This is a genomic window from Actinotalea sp., assembly GCF_041597215.1.
Classification (GTDB): domain Bacteria; phylum Actinomycetota; class Actinomycetes; order Actinomycetales; family Cellulomonadaceae; genus Actinotalea.
In genome coordinates this window covers 1-4157 of sequence record NZ_JBFHHB010000266.1, presented here as the reverse complement: position 1 = coordinate 4157, position 4157 = coordinate 1, and the positions used below count along the sequence as shown (strand labels likewise).

The following is a 4157-nucleotide window of genomic DNA, read 5'->3' as shown; positions in this document are numbered from 1 at the left end:
CGGCATCGGCGTACCGCACGAGGACGGGCTCGGGACCGGCGCGGGGGGCGGTCCGTGGGAACGCCCCGCCGTCGACGGGCCCCGCGAGCGTCGACGCGCCCGGCGCGGGGAGGAGCCCGCCTGCCAGGTGCAGGATCGGCGCCGTGCTGCGCTGGTGCAGCCGCAGGGTGAGGGTGCGCCCGGCCACGTCGATCCCCGCCTCGGCGAGGGTCGAGCCACCCGGGTGCAGCGGCAGACGCGGGTCGCCGATCAGGGTGAGGGCGTCGGGCAGGTCGATGGGCGGCACCCCACCCGCTCCACCCCCGGGCGACAGCAGCCGCACGACGCGCAGCATCGTGGCGGACAGCTCCTGGGCGTCGTCGACGAGCACCGCAGCCCACGGCTCCGCGAGGGGCGCGCGACGCAGCTCGTCCTCGACCAGCAGGGCCACCTCGCCGAGGGCGTGCACCTGGCGGCGGCGCAGCGCGCCCGTGGTCGCCTCGTGCAGGGCCCACACCGCCTGGCGGGCGCTCGGACCCAGCCGGTGCAGACGTCCGGTCCGCGGAAGGGCGAGGTACTCCTCGAGGCTGCGCGGGCCCTGCGCGCGCAGCACCTCGGCGATCTCCTGCTCCCAGTAGGAGCGCTCGGGAGCGAGGTGGGCGAGCAGCCCGCGTCGCCCGACGCTGCGCCATGCCTCGTCGAACGCCTCGCCGACCCGGACGGGGTGGAGGTCGAGACGCACTCCCCGCTCACGCAGGACTCGGAGGGCGACGGCGGGCAGGGCGAGGACGTCGATCCGCTCGGCGACGTCGGGGGCGAGGTGGTCGACGTGCTGCCGCAGCACCGCCGTGAGGGAGGGGGCGAGCGCGGTGAGCAGCACCCGCCCCGGGCGGGTCCGTGCGAGGTGGACGGCCCGGTGCAGCCCGACGACGGTCTTCCCGGTGCCGACCGCTCCGCAGATGAGGGCGGGCCCGTCGAGACGGGCTCGCACGACGGCGGACTGGTGCGCGTCGAGGTGGGCGCCCCAGCGCTCCGTCGGCGCGGTCAGCACCCCGCAGGTCGGCGCGGGCCCGGGCTCGCCGGGCGCCGCAGCGGGGCGGGGCACCTCAGGCGTCGGGGCGAGCCGGGGCAGATCGGGCGTCGGGGCGAGCCTGGACAGCTCGGGCGGCGGCGTGCAGGTCGGAGCGTCCTGGCCCGGGGCGCGCAGGGCCGGGCCGGAGGCCGTCGCGCCGGGGACGCTCGGTGCGAGGCCAGGGGCCCGCGTCACCGGACCGGGCGAGTCGGTCACGACCCCGGGCACGACGAGGTCGACGACGGGCTCGCCGTCGACGGTTCGACCTGGGGGCATGGGCCGATCACCTCTCCGCAAGGTGTCTCGGCAGGTCCGGCCCCTGCCTTGACCGCCGCCGGGCTCGGACTCGCGGCCGCGACCGTGACCGGCGTCAGGAGAGGACTCAGCGGCGCATGATCCGCCGGGCCAAGGCGTTCCCACCCGCCTGCGCGGCCTGCACCAGCAGGATGATCACCGCCACGGTGACCAGCGTGACCTCCTGGTTGAAGCGCTGGTACCCGTACTGGAGCGCGAAGTCGCCGAGCCCGCCTCCCGACACCGCCCCGACCACGGCCGTCATGTCGACGATCGCCACGAAGAGGAAGGTGTAGCCGAGCACGAGCGGCCCGAGGGCCTCGGGGACGACGATCGTCACGATGATGCGCAACGGGCCGGCGCCGACCGCTCGCGCGGCCTCGACGACCCCGGGGTCGAGGGCCACCAGGTTCTGCTCGACGATGCGCGAGGTGCCGAAGGTGGCCATCACCGCGAGCGGGAAGATCACCGCTCGGGTGCCGTAGCTCGCGCCGGTGACGAGAACCGTGAGCGGGAGCATCGCGGTGATGAAGATGATGAACGGGATCGGCCGCACGAGGTTGACGAGCCCGTTGAGCACGATCGAGACGGGCCGGTTCGCCAGGAGGTTCCCCGGTCGCGTCGTGTAGAGCGCGATGCCGAGCACGAGCCCGGCCAGTCCGCCCATCCCGAGGGTCGCCGTCACCATCCACAGGGTCTCGCCCAGCGCCTCGAGCAGCAGGGGCCACAGGCTTGCCGAACCGCTGCTCATCGTCCTGCCTCCGGGGTCTCGTCGGTGCCGGCTTGCTCGGTGCCGGTCTCGTCGGTGCCGGTCTCGTCGGTGCCGATCCGGTCCGCGCCGTCCGGCTCCGCCCCGCCGATCGGGGTGCCGTCCGCCGCGTACTCGACGGCCTGCGTCCAGCCGCGCAGGTCGGCGAGGAGGGCGTCGATGTCGGCGTCCTCCCCGGAGAGCTCGAAGGTCAACGAGCCGAGCGGCCGGGACGCGACCTCGGTGATCCCGCCGTGCACCACGGTTCCGTCGACCCGCCGCGCCCGGAAGGCCTCGGTGAGCGGGGCGTGCCCGCCCGACTCGTGCACCGCGACCGTGACCAGCCGGCCGGGGTGTCGCTCCCGCAGCCGCAGGACGACGTCGGGCCGGGGCCTGTCGTGCAGGGCCGTCCCGATGAACCGCCGCGTCACCTCGCTCCGAGGGGTCGCGAAGAGCTCGTACACGTCCCTCAGCTCGACCACGCGCCCCCGCTCCATGACGGCCGCGCGGTCGCACAGGTAGGAGACGACGGACATCTCGTGCGTGATGAGCACGATGGTCACCCCGAGCTCGGTGTTGACCCGCCTCAGCAGGTCGAGCACGTCCTTGGTGGTCTCGGGGTCCAGCGCGCTGGTCGCCTCGTCCGCCAGGAGCAGGGCCGGCGAGGTCGCGAGCGCCCTGGCGATCCCGACGCGCTGCTTCTGCCCGCCGGAGAGCTGGTCCGGATGCTGGTGTGCCTGGTCGACCAGCCCGACGAACTCGAGCAACTCCCGCACGCGCTCCTCGCGGCGGCGCTTGTCCCAGCCGGCCACCCGCAGCGGGTAGGCGATGTTGCCCGCGACGGTGCGCGAGTTCCAGAGGTTGAACTGCTGGAAGATGAAGCCGATCCCGGCGCGGGCACGGCGCAGCTCGCGCTCGCCCACCCCGGTCAGGGTGCGACCGTCGACGACGACCTCACCGGACGTCGGCGACTCCAGCCCGTTCATCAGCCGCACCAGCGTGCTCTTGCCCGCACCGGACCAGCCGATGATCCCGAAGACCTCCCCGCGGGCGATGTCCAGGCTCACCCCGTCCACCGCCCGCACGGTGCCCTCGCGGGTGTCGAAGCTCTTCGACACCTCGCGCAACGCGACCATCGTGCTCATCGGTCAGCCCTGGGTGGCGGCGACGAGCGCCTGCAGGTCGGCCAGGTCCGTCGCGAGCTCAGCCGGGTCGATGACCTGCCGTGCCGCCGTGCCCGCGTTCTCGGCCTCGATCAGCCCGCTGACGGCATCGGACTGGTAGATCTCGACCAGCGTGGCGTAGTCCGGGTTGTCGGCGTCCTCGGCCTTGGCCGCCCAGATGTTGAGGTACGGGCGGGCGACCTCGGGGTCCTCCAGGTCGGACCAGATCGCCGTCGTCGGGTCGATCCCGGCGTCGGCGGCATAGTTGTTGTTGATGATCGCGGCATCGAGCAGCTCGACCTGGATGGCCGTCTGGTTCGCGTCCACCGGCACGACGGTGACGCGGGAGGCCGCGGTGTCGACCTCTGCCGGGGTGGACAGCGCGGTCCCGCCGTCGGTGAGCTCGATCAGACCGGCGGACTGGAGCACGAGCAGGGCACGCGCCTGGTTGGTCGGGTCGTTGGGGATCGCGACCTCGGCGCCCTCGGGCAGGTCGGCCGGGGAGGTGTAGCCCTTCGTCGTGTAGAGGCCGAGCTGGTAGATGAACGTCGAGCCGATCGGCACGAGGTCCGCCCCGGCGCTCTCGTTGTAGTTGGCGAGGTAGAGCAGGTGCTGGAACTGGTTGAGGTCGAGCCCACCCTCCGTGACGATCGGGTTGGGCTGGGCGTAGTCGGTGAAGTTCACCAGCTCGACCTCGAGGCCGGCCTCGGCGGCGAGGGTCTCGAAGGTGCGCCAGTAGTCCTTGGACTCGTCGGTGACGCCGATGGTGATCGGGCCGTCCGCGTCGTCCGCGGGTGCCGAGCAGGCGGACAGGGCGAGGGTGAGGGCTGCGCCGAGGGCGACGACGGCGGTCAGGGTGCGCTTCATGATCTGCTTTCCGATGGGGGCGTGCGCGGGCGCG

Annotated in this window: 4 protein-coding genes; all 4 read right to left on the bottom strand. The window is 73.6% G+C overall.

Going from position 1 to position 4157, the window contains the following annotated elements:
• Nucleotides 1-1327 (bottom strand): UvrD-helicase domain-containing protein (locus ABWK99_RS14275; protein WP_372595368.1); only part of this gene is annotated, 1327 nt, incomplete at its 3' end.
• Between the two features lie 106 nt (nucleotides 1328-1433).
• Nucleotides 1434-2096: a methionine ABC transporter permease gene (locus ABWK99_RS14270; protein WP_372595367.1), complete on the bottom strand. Its 663-nt coding sequence runs from the start codon at nucleotides 2094-2096 to the stop codon at nucleotides 1434-1436.
• Complete coding sequence (locus ABWK99_RS14265; RefSeq protein ID WP_372595366.1) at nucleotides 2093-3238, bottom strand: methionine ABC transporter ATP-binding protein; 1146 nt, start codon at nucleotides 3236-3238, stop codon at nucleotides 2093-2095. Before ABWK99_RS14265 ends, ABWK99_RS14270 begins: the two co-directional genes overlap by 4 nt.
• A 3-nt stretch (nucleotides 3239-3241) precedes the next feature.
• A partial coding sequence (locus ABWK99_RS14260; protein ID WP_372595365.1) for a MetQ/NlpA family ABC transporter substrate-binding protein occupies nucleotides 3242-4157 on the bottom strand: 916 nt, incomplete at its 5' end.